Here is a 14,545-nt window from a genome sequence, read left to right on the forward strand (position 1 = left end):
GCGAATCCCCTCGATCGCTTAGACTTTTCCGAACATATCGTTGAAGGAGCTCCCATCGTGGCAGAGATGGACGTCCAGCTGGTCGCCGTCGAGCGCAGCGTCTGGTCCGGAAGGGCCACGTCGGTGTTCGCGCGCACGACCGAGGGCGAAATCGGCATTCTGCCCAACCACATCCCGCTGCTCGGCGCGCTCACCGATGTCGAGGTCGTGCGCATCGATTCGGTCGATGAGGGCCAGCTCTTCTTCGTGGTCTACGGCGGGTTCCTCTCGGTAGGCAAGGACGGGGTTTCCGTGCTCGCCGAGAGCGTGGAACTGCGCGACGAGATCGACGTCGACGCGGCGCGTTCGGAACTCGACTCCGCCGACGAACACACCGCGAAGCGTGCCAAAGCGCGGCTTCGCGCCGCTGGACAACCGGTCTAGGCGCGGAGCAGCCAGTGGACCTAACCTCGCTCATCGCGCTCGGTCTGCTGGTAATCCTGCTCGTGCTGCTCGCACTTGCCTGGCGGCGGGTTCGCGTGGTCCGCGAGGGCGGTATCCACGTCGCACTGCGTACCAGGGTGGACGGCACCGGCCGCGGATGGAAACTCGGCATCGGCCACTACCGCGGGGACAGCTTCGAGTGGTATCGCGTGCTCGGGCTCAACTCCAAGCCCGACCGGGTCATCGCCCGCAACGACCTCGAGATCGCCGAGCGCCGCGAACCACTGCTCCCCGAGACCTATGCCATGCCCGCGGGCGCGAGCGTGCTGCGCTGCCATGCGGGTGCCCTCGAGGTGGAACTCGCCATGGGCACCGACGCCATGACCGGGTTCCTTTCCTGGCTGGAGAGCGCACCGCCCTCGCGCAACTTCCCGCATGCCTCGTGAGCGGGAGCAACAGAATCGTCGCCTGCTCCGCGCGCGTGACGCGATGGACCGGGACTACGCCGAACCACTGGACATCCCGGCACTGGCCCGGATAGCCCATGTTTCGCAGGCGCATTTCATCCGCGTCTTCAAGGAAACCTTCGGCGAGACCCCCCATCGCTACCTGCAGCGCAGGCGCGTCGAACGGGCCATGACGATGCTTGTGGACCAGCACAGCGTCACCGAAACCTGTTTCGCGGTCGGATTCGCCAGTCTCGGCACGTTCTCCAGAACCTTCCGGGAGATCGTCGGAGAGCCCCCGAAATCGTTCCGCGAGCACCATCGGACCCGGGCCTTCACCGCGCCGACCTGTTTCGTCAAGGCATGGACCCGCCCACGTTGAGCAGTTTCGGATAAGCACCGCGCCCCGGCGAGCCTCTACCGTCTTTCTCATCAGCGAGACAACGGAAAGGCGGAAGTCATGTACAACGCGATCACCCAGAGCCAGATCTTCGTGCTGGACCAGGACGAGGCGCTCGAGTTCTACGTGGGCAAGCTCGGTTTCGAGGTAGCCATGGACCAGGACCTGGGGTTCATGCGGTGGCTCTCGGTGCAGGTTCCGGGCGACCCGAGCAGGCAGATCATCCTGGAGAGACCGGGCCCGCCCGCGATGGACGAGGTGACCGCGGACCAGGTGCGAGACCTGCTCACCAAGGGGGCCATGGCCGGGTGGCTGTGCGTGTCCGTCGAGGATGCCCACAAGGCTCACCGCACGCTCGTCGAACGGGGCGTCGATATCACCGACGAGCCGAGTGAGAAGCCGTACGGCATCGACTTCGGTATTCGGGACCCGTTCGGCAACCGCATCCGTTTCGGTCAGCTGTTCTGAACGGATTCCCGTCCCTGGGCGGGCAGACTCGGCCATCGGGGCACCGCCGTTGCCGGGCGGGCCGATTCGTACCAGGCGGCCAGTGCGAGCACCCCGGCGTCGTCGAAGCGCCTGCCGGACAGTTGCAGCCCGATCGGCGCGCCGTCCCCGGTGAATCCGCAGTTGAGCGAGATCGCGGGTTGCTCGGACATGTTGTACGGGCAGGTGAACGCGATGTGCTCGAGTGAGGCTTCGACGCGGTTGTCCGGGGCGGCGTGTTCGGCGGGGAACGCGGCGACCGGGGCGACGGGGGAGAGCACGTAGTCGAAGGGCTGGGTGGCGTCCACGGTGGCCCGGCGAATGTCCATGGTGCGATTGAACGCGCGCAGGACGGCGGTACCGGGGACGTCGGCGCCGAGCCGGGACCAGTCGGCGATGAACCCGAGCACGGCGGCCTGTTGCGCACCGGTGTACCGGGAGAACTCCTCCCAGGCGCGCACCCGCCAGAACAGGGTCAGGTCGTCGAGCATGGCGCGGGTGAAGAACGGTTCCAGCGGTTCCACGATCGCGCCCGCCTCGGCGAAGGTCTCGGCGGCTGCGGTCACCGCGCGGGTGATCTCCCCGGGCACGGCGAGCCCGCATCCGGCATCGAGCAGCAGGCCGATCCGCAGTCCGTGCGGATCCACAGCGCCGACCCGTAACGGCTCGTAGGGCAGGCTCATGTGGTCGCGGTGATCGGGCAAGGACAGCACTTCGAGCAGCCGGACGGCATCGGCGAGGGTCCGGCTGATCGGACCGGCGACCCGGCCGGGGTAGGGCGGATCGATGGGCACCCTGCCGAGGCTCGGCTTGTGCCCCACGGTCGCGGTCCATGCGGCGGGCAGCCGGATCGAGCCGCCGATATCGGTGCCCACGTGCGCCGGTCCGTAGCCCGCCGCGGCCGCCGCTGCCGCACCGGAACTGGAACCGCCGGGATTCGTGCGAATGTCCCACGGGTTTCGCGTTGTCGGGTGCACGCTGGAGATGCCCGAGGACAGCATGCCGAAGTCGGGCATGGTGGTCTTGCCGAAGATCACCGCACCGGCCTCCTTCAGCCGCGCGGCCGGGGGTGCGTCCACTGTGGACGGATGTTGTGGGCTGGCCGCGGTGCCACCGGCCATGGGCGCGCCGCGCAGTGCGATGTTGTCCTTCACGGTCGCCGGAACCCCGTCCAGCGGGCCGAGCTGTTCCCCGCGCCGCCAGCGGAGTTCGCTCTCCCGCGCCGCATCGCGCGCGGTGCCGAAATCCTCGTGGTACAGCGCGTGGATGCGCGGCTCGCTCGCCTCGGCCCGTTCGCGTACCGCCTCGAGCGCTTCGACGGGGGAGAGTTCCCCGCCGGAATAGGCGTTGTGCAGTCCTTCGATGCTCAGATCCGCCGGGTGCATGTCAGAGCCTCGGCTCGAACCGGCCGTCGATGGCGGTCCACCCACCCTCGACGTAGTGCAGCCCGCCGGTGACATAGGAACCGGCGTCCGAGGCGAGATAGAGCACGGTGCCCACGATCTCCTCCGGTTTTCCCCAGCGCCGCAACGCGGTCTTGTCCGCGTACGCGGAATACCACTCCGGATCGTCCTTGATCTGTTCGGTGAGCGGGGTTTCGAACGGTCCCGGGGCGACGGCGTTCACCCGCACCCCGCCCGGCCCGAATTCCGCCGCCGCGGCCCTGGCCAGCTGCGCGACCCCGGCCTTGGTCGCCGCGTACACACCCTGGCCCGGTTCGACGAACTGCGCGCGGAAGCTGGAGAACACGATGATGCTGCCCCTTCCGCGTTCGTGCATCCGTGTGCCGAATTCGCGGATCAGCCGGAAAGTGCCGCGCAGATTGACATCGATGACCCGGTCGAACTCCTCGTCCGTGGTGTCGGCGAGCCGCTTGCGCACATTGATTCCCGGTGTCACGACAAGGATTTCGGCTTCGGCCTCGGCTTCCGCGGCCCGGGCGATGTCCTCGGCCGAACCCACATCGAGCGACCGGGCACGGGCCCCGAGCTCGGTGGCCGTGCTTTCCGCCCCGGCAAGGTCCTTGTCCGCGATCACGACCTCGGCACCGTGGGCGGCGAGCCCGGCAGCGCTCGCGCGCCCGAGCCCGCTTGCGCCACCGACCACTACGGCCAGCCTTCCGTCCACAGTGAACAGACGACTCAGATCCGTTGCCATGCCTGCCTCCTTGTCACTGTTTCAAGGTCACGGTCTCCGGTTGGGCGAGCAGTTCGGGCGGGGTGTTCGCGGGCCGGATCGCGGTCACCGCGAGCACCACGAGCAGGTTCGCGGCCAGGCCGAGCAGTCCGGCATTGATCCCGGCGATCGGGTCGTTCCCGGTGAACACGAGCACGCAGGTGAACACGACTCCGACGGTGAGCCCGGAAACCGCTGCGGCGGCGGACATCCGGCGCCACAGCAGGGCGAGCAGCACCGCGGGAAGCAATTGCGCGAGCCCTTCGTAGGACACGACGGACAGCCGCACGAGCGCATTCGGCCAGATGTAGGTGAGCAGCAGCGCGATGGCTCCGGCGAGGAAAGCGACCAGCTGGGCGAGCGGGCGCTGCCGGTTCGCGGTCCTCGGGTGTGCGCCGAGAATCGAGCGGCCCCACATGGTCCCGATCACCAGCATGAACACCGCCATCGGCACGATCGCGGAGAGTGTTCCGGCCACCCCGAGCAGGCCGAGTAGCCAGGAGGGCAGCACATCGGCGGCCATCCGGAACAGTGACAGGTCGGAGTTGCCCAGTCCGGGAACGGCGAGGCTGGCGGCGAAGCCGAGCAGGATCGGGATGAACAGCAGTATCTGGTAGAACGGCATGAAGATGGCATTGCGCCGGACCACCTGCGGGTTCGCCGCGGCAAGCGAACCGGCGACGGTGGTCGGGAAGATCGCGATCACCACGCCGTTGAGCACGCTGGTGGAGACGAACCAGCCGATGCCGAGGCCGGTGTCTCCGTGTCCGGGCAGGGTCAGCCACTGCGCCCGGTGTTCGGTGATCTTGGCGAACATCTGCCCGTAGCCGTCGAAGAAGTGCAGCGGCACGATCACGAAGATCACCACCATCAGCACGACCACGAGCAGGTCCTTGAGCACCGAGACCCATGCGCTGCCACGGAGTCCGCTCACTACGAGGAATGCCTCGGTGATCAGGAAAGCGAGGAAGTAGGCGAGTCCGAGCCCGATCGCGCCGTAGCTGACCTCGGCGACGACCACGCCCATCCCGGTGATCTGCACCTGAATGTAGGGAAGGAGGAAAACCGTTGCCAGCACGGCGATTCCGGCGCCGAGCGCGGGGCTGGCGAAGCGGTGCGCCACGATATCGCTGATGTTGTGCAGCCCGTGGCGATGCGCGTAGGTCCACAACAGCGGTCCCACGACGTAGCCGACCGCGAACCCGATCGCCAGATAGGCCACCAGGTAGAAGATCGGGACACCCTTGTCGTAACTCCAGCCCGCGGCGCCGAGGAAACTGAAACTCGTATACGTCTCCCCGGCCATCAGCACCCAGACGAACACGGTGCCGAAGCTGCGCCCGCCGACCGACCACTCGGTGAGTGCCTTCCGGTCCCGCCCGCGCGCCGAGTACAGACCGAGCGCGACCGCGAGAACCAGGAAGGCGGCGAGGATCCCGATCGAGACCGCGGCGTTCACGGGCGCTGCTTCCGGTTCGCCCGCCATACCGGATCGCCGCGCGCGGCCAGCCAGATGAACAGCGGCGTGGCCACGGTCGAGAGCAGCATCCAGAACATCAGGAACGGCATGCCGAGCACCAGCGGATGGATCCGGTTCACGAACGGCAGCGCGCCGAGGTAGAGCACCGCGGGACCGAGCAGCCACCACAGTGAGGCCCTGCCGCGAAACACAGCGGTCACCTCCTCGCTCTGGTCTGCTGGTCCGACCAGCTCGGTGTCGACAGGTATCGTGGCACCGTGGGTGAACGCGGTCAAGGGGCCCGATTCGCGCCGATCGAGCGCAGGCGCGCCTATGAGCAGGTGGTCGAGCGCATCGAACAGGCGGTGTTCTCTGGTGCGCTCACGCCCGGGGACCGGCTGCCGAGCGAACGGGAGCTGATGGGCCAGTTCGCGGTGAGCCGGTCCACCGTGCGCGAGGCGCTTCGCGTGCTGGAGAGCAACGGAATGGTGCGCTCGAGCCCGCGCGATCCGCGGGGGCCGGTGATCCTGCCGTTCGCCCCTGCGCATTTGCACAAGTCCGTGACCCGGCTGGCCTCGGTGACCGAGCTGAGCCTCGCCGAACTGCTGCAGTTCCGCATGATGCTCGAGGGCTCGGCCGGTTTCCTCGCGGCGCACCGGCTCGCGACCGGACAGGCGGACGCCGAACAGCTGGCCGAGATCGAGGCCGCGATGGACGATATGCGCGCGGCGCAGCAGCGGATCGAGTTCGGGCGCGCCGATCTCGCCTTTCACGACGCGGTCGCGCGCGCCAGCGGGAACTCACTGATCCAGGTGTGCACGCATGCCGTGCACACGGTGGTGCTCGGAATCATCGAGGACAAGCTCGACAAGGCCGAGGACTACGCGCGGATCGCCGAACGCACCCTCGGACATCACGAGCAGTTGATCGAGGCGATCCGCTCCGGTCAGGGCGGCGCGGCGAGCCGGATCGCGCGCGCCAGCCTCTGCGACTACTACGCCGAATACCTGCCGGAGTCCGAGCAGGAGCTGCTGCGGAGCTTCGCGCAGGGCAGTTGATCCGCTATTTCACGCAGGGCACGCCACCGCCGTTGAGCGAATCCGCGGAATCGGCCGCCGAACCACCGGAATCGTTCGACTTGCCCTTCGCCGGTGCACCGTCATCGGCCTGCAGACCGCTCGGGATCTGGAACGCGGTGCCGAGCACGGCGCGCAGCTGGCCCGCGGGCACGCTCGAATCCTGTTTGGTCTTCGCCCCGCCGAGGGTGTCGGCGAGCTGCTCGGCCGCATCGGACTGGCCGGACGGGTATTCCACGACCGTGCTGGTGTGCTTGCTCGTGGAGTTGGTCGCGTCCCCGCGCTGATACCCCTTCGTGCTGAGCGCTTGCCCGATCGTCGCGGCGAGCCCGGTGCGCCCGTTGGCGTTGACCACATCCACGCTCGGCTTGGGGGCCGGGGCCTGCTGTTTCTGTTGCGGTTCGGTCGGTTCCGGCGGCTTCGGGCTGAGCAGTTCCTTGGTCATCGCCTGGATCTTGTCCTGGTCGACGAAGTTGACCGCGTCCCCGTTCGGGGCTTTGCCGAAGTGGTCGATGGGCAGCGTGACGAACTTGATCTTGCCGCTGCTGAGGTTGGTCGCCTGGCTCGCGAGGCTGGCCAGGTCCAGGCCCGAGTCGATGGCGATGTTCTGCTTGGCCACGTTGATCAGGCCCTGCAGCTTCGACGGGTTGGTCATCGTGCCCGACTGGTTGAGCTGGTGCGAGAGCGAGGAGATGAACGCCTGCTGGCGCCGCTCCCGGTCCAGATCGGTGAAGTTCAGCGAGGGATGCACATTGTCGCGGCGCTGCCGGACGAAGGCCACGGCCTGCTTGGCGTTGATCTGCTGCACGCCCTTGCGGAAGTCGGCGCCGGAGTAGCTGTCCTGGGTCGGCTGCTTCACGCACACCGTGATCGGCTGCACGACCTGCGCCACCTGGAAGAACGAGGCCAGGGTCACTTCCACGAAGTGGTCGACCGGAACCCCGCCGAGGAACTGGCGCACCGTGTCGATCTCCGCCTTGCGGCCGGCGTCCCTGCTGCGCTGTTCCAGGTCGGCCTTGTCGGTGACCCCCTGCTTGACCAGTTTCTTGTGTTCCTGGTCGAAGGCGAGCCCGTAGGCCTGCTTGATCTTGCCGGAGCACTGCTCGTCCGGGCAGCCGGGGAACTTCACGTAGTCATCGCGGGGAATCGAGATCGAGGTCGCCTGGCTCCCGTCGGCGGGCACGTGCAGCAGCATCAGCACGTTCGAGTTGTACCCGCCGTTGTCCTGGTCGCCCGCGTGCAGCGCGGCGTACATGCTCTTCGGCAGCGGGTTGCCCTGCTCGTCCAGCCTGCTGTCCAGGCCCATGAGCAGGATGTTCATGTCCCCGTCCAGTGAGGTCTGCTCGCCGCTGAGCGCACCGGACCGGTTGAGTCCCTGCAGCTGGGCCCACGCGTATCCGGTGACCGCGAGTACCACAACCGAGAGCACGATCACGGCCGTCCGCGTCGCCAGCACAGCTCGACGCACCCCGAAACCTCCTCATCGCATGCTTCCCCGCCACTTGAAAGACGTGTAAGGGTGCATCCGGGTTGCCAAAATAGAACGATGACTGTAATCGCGGCGTGACATGAGCCTTCGCTCGCCCCGCTGGTACCGAGTTTTCTCTGCAGAGAAAGTTCTGCAGAGAAAACTCGGCGAACTCATCCGCGCTCGCCGCCCGGCTTCCAGAGCACGTCCCCGCCCGGGTTCGCCATCCGGCAGAAGATGAACAGCAGATCGGAAAGGCGGTTCAGGTACTTGGCGGTCAGCACGTTGGTGCGCTCCGGGTCGGCGTCGAGCACCGCCCAGGCGCTGCGCTCGGCACGGCGGGTGACGGTGCGCGCGACGTGCAACAGGGCCGCGGCCGGGGTACCACCGGGCAGGATGAACGAGTCCAGCTTGCCGAGCTCCGGGTTGAACTCATCGCACCACGCTTCGAGGCGGTCGATGTACTCCTCGGTCACCCGTAGCCGGGAGACGCCGCTCTCCTCGATGATCGGGGCGGAGAGATCCGCGCCGAGATCGAACATGTCGTTCTGGATGTAGCGCAGTACCGCGGCGATGCGTTCCTCCGGCGCGCCGAGGCTGAGCACCACGCCGATCGCGGCGTTCGCCTCCTCGGTGTCGGCGTAGGCGGCAAGCCGTACGTCGGTTTTCGGCACCCGGGAGAAGTCACCGAGCCCGCTGGTACCGTCGTCGCCGGTTCGCGTATAAATCTTGGTCAGGTGTACGGCCATGCCGTCAACCTTACGGTCGCGTCACGCGTCTCACCAATGGTCGGGATTTGCCAGGAACAGGAGCGACGGACATCGTGAGTGAACATTTCCGGGTACGTGGCGGCGCCCGGCTGCGGGGTGCGGTCGATGTGGTCGGTGCGAAGAACAGCGTGCTGAAACTCATGGCGGCCGCGCTGCTCGCCGAGGGAACGACGACGCTGACCAACTGCCCGGAAATCCTCGACGTGCCCTACATGGCCGATGTGTTGCGCAGTCTCGGCTGCACGGTGGACATCGACGGGGGCACCATCGCGATCACCACCCCGACCGAACTCTCGCATCGCCCGGACGCCGAATCCATGCGCAAACTCCGCGCCTCGGTGTGCGTGCTCGGCCCGCTCGTCGGCCGTTGCAAGCGCGCGGTCGTCGCGCTGCCCGGTGGGGACGCCATCGGTTCGCGCCCGCTGGACATGCACCAGAGCGGGTTGCGCCAGCTCGGCGCGCACAGCGATATCGAGCACGGTTGCGTCGTCGCCGAGGCGGAGAACCTGCACGGCGCCCAGATCTGGCTGGATTTCCCGAGCATGGGCGCCACGGAGAACATCCTCATGGCCGCGGTGCTCGCCGAAGGCACCACGGTGATCGACAATGCCGCGCGGGAACCCGAGATCAGCGATCTGTGCACGCTGCTGACCCAGATGGGCGCGAAGATCGAGGGCGCGGGCACCTCCACGCTCACCGTGCACGGCGTCGAAGCGCTCGTTCCGGCCGAACACGAGGTCATCGGCGACCGTATCGTCGGTGCCACCTGGGCCTTCGCCGCGGCGACCACCCGGGGGGACATCACCGTGCGCGGGGTGGACCCGCATCACCTCGACCTGGTGCTGGAGAAACTGCGCCTCGCGGGTGCCGAGGTCACCTTCGGGGAGCGGGAATTCCGGGTCGTGCAGCCGGAACGGCCCAAGGCGGTCGACTTCGTCACGCTGCCCTATCCCGGATTCGCCACCGACCTGCAGCCCTTCGCGATCACGCTCGCCGCGGTTGCCGAGGGCACCTCGATGATCACCGAGAACCTCTTCGAATCCCGGTTCCGGTTCATCGAGGAGATGATGCGGCTCGGCGCCGATGCGCGCACCGATGGGCATCACGCCGTCATCCGCGGCATCGGGCAACTGTCCAGCGCGCCCGTCTGGGCCTCCGACATCCGCGCGGGAGTCGGGCTCGTGCTCGCCGGGCTCTGCGCCGACGGGGACACCGAGGTGTGGGACGTGTTCCACATCGACCGCGGGTACCCGAAATTCGTGGAGAACATGACCGCGCTCGGTGCGGATGTCGCGCGGGTGACGGACTAGCCCGTCTCGGTCAACGGGGAATGATGGCGGTGAACTGCGCGCCACCGAGATCCGCCTCGGCGGCCGGGGATTCGGCGCGCAGCGTGCCACCGTGCGCCTCGGCGATCTCCCGCGCGATGGCCAGTCCGAGTCCGGTGCCGCCCGCCTCGGTGTTGCGCGCCGTGTCCAGCCGGGCGAACCGTTCGAAGATGCGTTCCCGCTGATCCTCCGGGATTCCGGGACCGTCGTCGAGCACGTCCAGCCGTACGTCGTGCTCCGAGGCCGCCACCCGGACCCGCACGGTGCTCGCGGCGTGCGCGCGGGCATTGTCGAGCAGGTTCGCCAGTAGCCGGGCGAGATGCCGGGGGTGCCCCTCGAGCACCGCATCGTCGGCCGCTTCGAACCGCCAGTCGAGGCCGCTCTCCGGTTGTGCGCCGATCGCGTCCGCGGCGATCACGGCGAGGTCCACCGGTTCCGGGCTCATCGGTGAGGAATCGATCCGCGCGAGGATGAGCAGGTCCGCGCTGAGCCGTTCCAGCCGGTCCAGGTCTTCGAGCGCGCCATCGGCAACGTCCGGCCAGTGCACCAGTTCCGGATGGGCCTGCGCCACCTCGAGCGGGGTGCGCATGGTGGCAAGCGGACTGCGCAGCTCGTGCGAGGCGTCCGCGATGAACCGCTGCTGGCGCCGCACGGACCGGTCCAGGCGCTCGAGGGTTTCGTTGAGGGTCTCGGCGAGTCTGGTGATCTCGTCCCGTCCCGAGGGCACCGGCATCCTCGCGGACAGTTCGTGTGCCGAGAGCCGCGCGAACTCGTGCCGGATCGCCTCGACCGGCCGCAGTGCCCTGCCGGTTCCGAACCAGGTGAGCGCGCCGACCAGCACGAGCAGGATCGGACCGCCGATCAGCAGCGCCCCGGTCGCCGCGCTCGTCGCCTGGGCGACGGGTTCGGTCGAAGCACTGGCCACCACGGTTTTCACGCCTTCCCCGGTCGGTACCGCCGTGCTGGCCACCTTCGTATCGCTGCGCTTGACCGCGCGAACGGGTCCGGCACGCTGCAGCTCGGCGGCCGGTTTCCCCGGGACGACCCGTACGTCGACCGCATCGGTGCGGACCGGAAGGGTTCTGCCGTACTGCAAGGCTTCCGCGGATTTGGCCAGCTGCAGGTGCACCGAGGAGTCGAGCTCGGTGGACAGCCGGTTGTGCATGTAGCCGATCAGCAGCCAGCCGACCGCGGCGAGGGCGGCGGCGACCACGGTCGTGGCTACCGCGGTGGTACGGGCCCGGACCGAGAGCCTGCTACGCATCCGCGGCCCCGTCCGCGAGCAGCTGGTAACCGTGCCCGCGCACGGTGCGGATGCTGTTGCGGCCGAACGGGGTATCGATCTTGCGGCGCAGTGCGCTGATGTGCACCTCGATCAGATTGGCCGCGCCGTCGAAGGCGAAATCCCAGCCGCCGTCGAGCAACCGCTGCTTGGAGAGCACCTGCCCCGGACTGCGGGCGAGCAGTTCGAGCACGGCGAATTCCTTCGCGGTCAGGTTGATATCGGTACCCGCGCGCGAACACCGCCTCGTCGCCGGGTCGAGCACCAGATCCCCGGCGTGCAGCAGCGAGGGACGGGCGACCGGGCTGCGCCGCAGCACCGTGCGCAACCGGGCGAGCAGCACCACATAGGAGAACGGTTTGGTGATGTAGTCGTCCGCGCCCGCGTCGAGTGCCTCCGCCTCGTCGTACTCGCCGTCCTTCGCGGTGAGCATGATGATCGGGGTCCAGTCACCGGCGGCGCGCAGCCGGGAACAGACCCGGTACCCGTTGAGCCCGGGGATCATGATGTCGAGCAGGATCGCGTCGTAGTCATGGGATCCGGCAAGCCACAGCGCCTCCGTGCCGTCGCCGGTCACATCCACCGCCCAGCCCTCCGCCTGAAGCCCCGTCCGCAGGGCAGCGGCGAGACGCTGCTCGTCCTCGACGACCAGTACACGCATGCGGACAAGGATCACACGCCAACCTGAAGACGCCTTCAGGTTCGTTCAGCTTCCCTTCAGCGGGCCACCGGCACAGTCGGTCCTGCCATGGCAGAGCACGGATAAACCGACGAACTGGAGTGAACATGCGAATCAATCGCGCGGTCCGCCGCACCGTCCTGATCCTCGGCTGCACCGCGGCGGTCGGCGTCGCCACGGCCAGCGCCGCCTCGGCCGCCACCGATCCCGGGAGCACCACCAAGAACCCCGCGCAGACCGTGAAGGCACCGGCCGATGCGGCGCACATTCCCGGGCACAAGATCGGCGACGCCCCGCACCGGGTCATCGTCCTGCCATCGGGCCAGGTCATCGTCCTGCCTCCGGGAACGAGCCTGCCGACCAAGCCAGGGCACCCGGTACAGCCCGCGCACCCGACCCACCCGGGAGAACCCGGGCAGACCCTGCCGACCAAGCCCGTCGAACCGGCCACCCCGAGGAAGTAGCCACGCCAGGCCCGGGCGCCGTTCATCCACGGCGCCCGGCTACGGGGGTACCCCCCGATGACAGTTTATCGAGGTCAGAGGGGTTCGCGTGGGCTTGTGCACAATCTGTGGATAACTCCTTGGGTTGTGGATAACTCGGTGTACAACCGGATCGGGGTGCTGGTGACCCTGATGGCCCTGGTGTCCGGCGACACCATGCGGTAGAACACAGCGCATGCTCGCCAAGCCCGCCGCGGCCCTCGTCACCGTCCTCGCTTTGGTTGCCACGCCCGGGATGTCGGCCGCGGCGCCTCCTCCGCACAAGAATCCGGTGGCCACCGGAACAGGGGGAGCGGTCGTCTCGGACACCGCGGAGAGCACGGCAGCGGGCATGCGAGTGCTCAGGGAAGGCGGCACCGCGGCGGATGCGGCGGTCGCGGTCGGCGCGACGCTCGGGGTCACCGATCCCTACGTCGCGGGCCTCGGCGGCGGTGGGTACGTGGTGTACTACGACGCGCGTACGAAGAAGGTCTCCACCATCGACGGCCGGGAGAAGGCGCCGTACTCCGCGGACAAGGACCGGTTCATCGACAAGCGCACCGGAAAACCCATGGACCGGGACACCGCCATCAACAACGGGATCTCGGTCGGGGTGCCCGGAATGCTCGCCACCTGGCAGCGTTTGCTCGAGCGCTGGGGCAAGTTCGACCTGAACAAGACGCTGGCGCCCGCGCAGTCGGTCGCGGCCAAGGGGTTCACCGTGGACCAGGTGTTCGCCGACCAGACCGCGCAGAACCAGAAGCGGTTCGGGCAGTTCGCCCCGACCGCGAAACTGTTCCTGCCCGGAGGGAAACCGCCCCAGGTCGGTTCCACCTTCAAGAACCCGGATCTGGCCCGCACCTACGCCCAGATCCGTGCACACGGCACGAATGCCTTCTACCGCGGGAAAATCGGCCGCGATCTGCGCAAGGCGGTGAACGATCCGCCGACCGCGCCTGGTGCGAACATCCAGCCCGGTTCCGGTGGCATGTCTCCCGCCGATCTCGCCACCTACCGCACCGCGGATCAACGCCCCGCGCATTCGCGCTACCGCGGCCTCGACGTGTACGGGATGGCGCCGTCCTCCTCGGGCGGGGTCACCGTCGCCGAGGCGCTGAACATCCTGGAAACCAAGGATCTCGCCACGATGGACCGGGCCGAGGCGCTGCACTACTACCTGGAGGCGAGCAGGCTGGCCTACGCCGACCGGGACCGGTACCTCGGTGATCCGCGCTACACCCCGGTTCCGCAGCAGGAACTGCTCTCCCAGCGCTACGCGGACGCCCGCGCCTGCCTGATCGACCCGGACCACGCGGGCAAGAGCCCCGTCGCGCCCGGCGATCCCTACCGCCCGGACACGGGCTGTACCGCGAAGGCCGGGGCGCCCGCGCAGGACAAGGGCAGGCACACCAACCATTTCGTGATCACCGACAAGTGGGGCAACGTCGCCTCCTACACCAACACCATCGAACAGCTCGGCGGCAGCGCGATCACCGTGCCCGGGCGCGGCTTCCTGCTGAACAACGAACTCACCGACTTCGACTTCGCGCCGAGTGCCGCGGGAGTGCCCGACCCGAACCTGCCCGCCCCCGGCAAGCGCCCGCGGTCCTCGATGTCCCCGACGATCGTGGCCAAGGACGGTAAGCCGTTCCTGGCGGTCGGTTCCCCCGGTGGTTCCACGATCATCACCACGGTGCTGCAGATCCTGGTCAACCGCATCGATTTCGGGATGGGCCTGCCGGAGGCGATCGCGGCCCCGCGCGCCTCGCAGCGCAACACCGCCGAGACCCAGGTCGAACCGGCCTTCCTCGCTTCACCGGAGGCGAAGAAACTCGAAAAGCTCGGGCAGAAGTTCTACGTGGAGTCGACCGCGGACCAGCCGGGCGCCAAACCGACCATCGGGGTCGCCGACGGCCTGGAGTTCCGCACGGACGGTTCGGTGGTCGCCGCGGGTGAACCGGAACGGCGTGGTGGCTCGGCCGCGGCCGTGATGCACTCGGTCGACTGAACGCTTGACCGGTACATGTGATCGGATCCACCGTGCGAATGGGTTACCGGCCAGTATCATGGG

At 68.1% G+C, this 14,545-nt stretch carries 16 protein-coding genes; 8 read left to right on the top strand and 8 right to left on the bottom strand.

Going from position 1 to position 14,545, the window contains the following annotated elements; genetic code table 11:
- Positions 1-57 precede the first annotated feature (57 nt).
- The 4 genes from AD72_RS01980 (at position 58) to AD72_RS01995 (ending at position 1,737) form a co-directional block, all read left to right on the top strand.
- The gene (locus AD72_RS01980; RefSeq protein WP_031464605.1) at positions 58-423 is read left to right on the top strand and encodes a F0F1 ATP synthase subunit epsilon; all 366 of its coding nucleotides are present in this window, start codon (positions 58-60) and stop codon (positions 421-423) included.
- Between the two features lie 14 nt (positions 424-437).
- Positions 438-869 carry a DUF2550 domain-containing protein gene (locus tag AD72_RS01985; protein ID WP_020502262.1) on the top strand — a complete coding sequence of 144 codons (432 nt, stop codon included), beginning with the start codon at positions 438-440 and terminating at the stop codon, positions 867-869.
- A complete protein-coding gene (locus AD72_RS01990; protein ID WP_031464606.1) occupies positions 859-1,251 on the top strand; it encodes a helix-turn-helix domain-containing protein in 393 nt (130 codons plus the stop codon). Before AD72_RS01985 ends, AD72_RS01990 begins: the two co-directional genes overlap by 11 nt.
- 78 nt (positions 1,252-1,329) lie before the next feature.
- On the top strand, positions 1,330-1,737 hold the full coding sequence (locus tag AD72_RS01995) for a VOC family protein (RefSeq protein WP_031464607.1): 408 nt from the start codon (positions 1,330-1,332) through the stop codon (positions 1,735-1,737).
- Here AD72_RS01995 and AD72_RS02000 read toward each other — a convergent pair.
- Genes AD72_RS02000 through AD72_RS02015 form a run of 4 tightly spaced genes read right to left on the bottom strand, consistent with a single transcriptional unit; the run spans position 1,725 to position 5,610 of the window.
- Positions 1,725-3,140, bottom strand: a complete 1,416-nt coding sequence (locus tag AD72_RS02000) for an amidase (protein ID WP_051897733.1) — start codon at positions 3,138-3,140, stop codon at positions 1,725-1,727. The two genes, AD72_RS01995 and AD72_RS02000, sit on opposite strands and share 13 nt — an antisense overlap.
- Position 3,141: 1 nt before the next feature.
- Entirely contained in the window at positions 3,142-3,912 is a 771-nt protein-coding gene (locus AD72_RS02005; RefSeq protein ID WP_031464609.1) for an SDR family NAD(P)-dependent oxidoreductase, read from the bottom strand.
- A gap of 13 nt (positions 3,913-3,925) precedes the next feature.
- Positions 3,926-5,389, bottom strand: a complete 1,464-nt coding sequence (locus AD72_RS02010; RefSeq protein WP_031464610.1) for a sodium:solute symporter family protein — start codon at positions 5,387-5,389, stop codon at positions 3,926-3,928.
- The gene (locus tag AD72_RS02015) at positions 5,386-5,610 is read right to left on the bottom strand and encodes a DUF3311 domain-containing protein (RefSeq protein WP_031464611.1); all 225 of its coding nucleotides are present in this window, start codon (positions 5,608-5,610) and stop codon (positions 5,386-5,388) included. The genes AD72_RS02010 and AD72_RS02015 overlap by 4 nt, the downstream gene beginning before the upstream one ends.
- Positions 5,611-5,730: 120 nt before the next feature.
- Between AD72_RS02015 and AD72_RS02020 the strand changes: the two genes are divergently transcribed.
- Complete coding sequence (locus AD72_RS02020; RefSeq protein ID WP_082468722.1) at positions 5,731-6,447, top strand: FadR/GntR family transcriptional regulator; 717 nt, start codon at positions 5,731-5,733, stop codon at positions 6,445-6,447.
- Between the two features lie 4 nt (positions 6,448-6,451).
- On the opposite strand, the gene AD72_RS02025 is transcribed toward AD72_RS02020, so the two are convergent.
- Both AD72_RS02025 and AD72_RS02030 read right to left on the bottom strand, forming a co-directional pair.
- Complete coding sequence (locus tag AD72_RS02025) at positions 6,452-7,933, bottom strand: LCP family protein (protein WP_231644707.1); 1,482 nt, start codon at positions 7,931-7,933, stop codon at positions 6,452-6,454.
- A gap of 173 nt (positions 7,934-8,106) precedes the next feature.
- Positions 8,107-8,682 (bottom strand): cob(I)yrinic acid a,c-diamide adenosyltransferase, encoded by a 576-nt coding sequence (locus tag AD72_RS02030; RefSeq protein WP_031464614.1) that lies wholly within the window; start codon positions 8,680-8,682, stop codon positions 8,107-8,109.
- Between the two features lie 74 nt (positions 8,683-8,756).
- Here AD72_RS02030 and murA point away from each other — a divergent pair, with 74 nt between their 5' ends.
- Entirely contained in the window at positions 8,757-10,013 is a 1,257-nt protein-coding gene (gene murA / locus AD72_RS02035; protein ID WP_031464615.1) for a UDP-N-acetylglucosamine 1-carboxyvinyltransferase, read from the top strand.
- Positions 10,014-10,023: 10 nt separating this feature from the next.
- Here the strand turns inward: murA and AD72_RS02040 are convergent, their stop codons facing one another.
- Together AD72_RS02040 and AD72_RS02045 are read right to left on the bottom strand one after the other, a co-directional pair.
- Positions 10,024-11,295 (bottom strand): sensor histidine kinase, encoded by a 1,272-nt coding sequence (locus AD72_RS02040; RefSeq protein WP_082468723.1) that lies wholly within the window; start codon positions 11,293-11,295, stop codon positions 10,024-10,026.
- The gene (locus AD72_RS02045; RefSeq protein WP_031464617.1) at positions 11,288-11,974 is read right to left on the bottom strand and encodes a response regulator transcription factor; all 687 of its coding nucleotides are present in this window, start codon (positions 11,972-11,974) and stop codon (positions 11,288-11,290) included. The genes AD72_RS02040 and AD72_RS02045 overlap by 8 nt, the downstream gene beginning before the upstream one ends.
- Positions 11,975-12,099: 125 nt before the next feature.
- On the opposite strand from AD72_RS02045, the gene AD72_RS02050 reads away from it, so the two are divergent.
- Together AD72_RS02050 and ggt are read left to right on the top strand one after the other, a co-directional pair.
- A complete protein-coding gene (locus tag AD72_RS02050; protein ID WP_156365011.1) occupies positions 12,100-12,456 on the top strand; it encodes a hypothetical protein in 357 nt (118 codons plus the stop codon).
- A 214-nt stretch (positions 12,457-12,670) separates the two neighbouring features.
- Positions 12,671-14,482 carry a gamma-glutamyltransferase gene (gene ggt, locus AD72_RS02055; RefSeq protein WP_031464619.1) on the top strand — a complete coding sequence of 604 codons (1,812 nt, stop codon included), beginning with the start codon at positions 12,671-12,673 and terminating at the stop codon, positions 14,480-14,482.
- Positions 14,483-14,545: the final 63 nt, after the last annotated feature.

Source organism: Sciscionella sediminilitoris, from assembly GCF_000737195.2.
GTDB classification, from domain to species: domain Bacteria; phylum Actinomycetota; class Actinomycetes; order Mycobacteriales; family Pseudonocardiaceae; genus Sciscionella; species Sciscionella sediminilitoris.